This window comes from Pseudomonas sp. SIMBA_068, assembly GCF_046534705.1.
GTDB classification, from domain to species: domain Bacteria; phylum Pseudomonadota; class Gammaproteobacteria; order Pseudomonadales; family Pseudomonadaceae; genus Aquipseudomonas; species Aquipseudomonas putida.
The window spans coordinates 1-228 of the sequence record NZ_JAWRYI010001920.1 but is presented as its reverse complement, the minus strand read 5'-3'; the positions used below and the strand labels follow the sequence as shown (position 1 = coordinate 228).

Below are 228 nucleotides of genomic sequence, written 5' to 3'. Positions count from 1 at the left end.
CGCGTAGATGGCGTTCGCAAGCCTGCCACGCCTTTATTGCCGGGCAATACGCTGGCGATTTTTTTACCCTTAACCGGTGTGCTGTGTGTGGTTCTGCTGGCGATCCTCGCGGATCAGTCGACGATCAATAGTGAAGCGCTCATCAACAGCCTGACAATGGGGCTGGTGGCGACATTCATCGCTTTGCTCCTGTTACTGCTGTGGCTGGAATGGGGGCCACAGCGTCGC

Annotated in this window: 1 protein-coding gene; it reads left to right on the top strand. The window is 57.0% G+C overall.

Annotated features, from left to right (window positions below):
- Positions 1-228 (top strand): hypothetical protein (locus SB756_RS36480; RefSeq protein ID WP_410914136.1); only part of this gene is annotated, 228 nt, incomplete at both ends.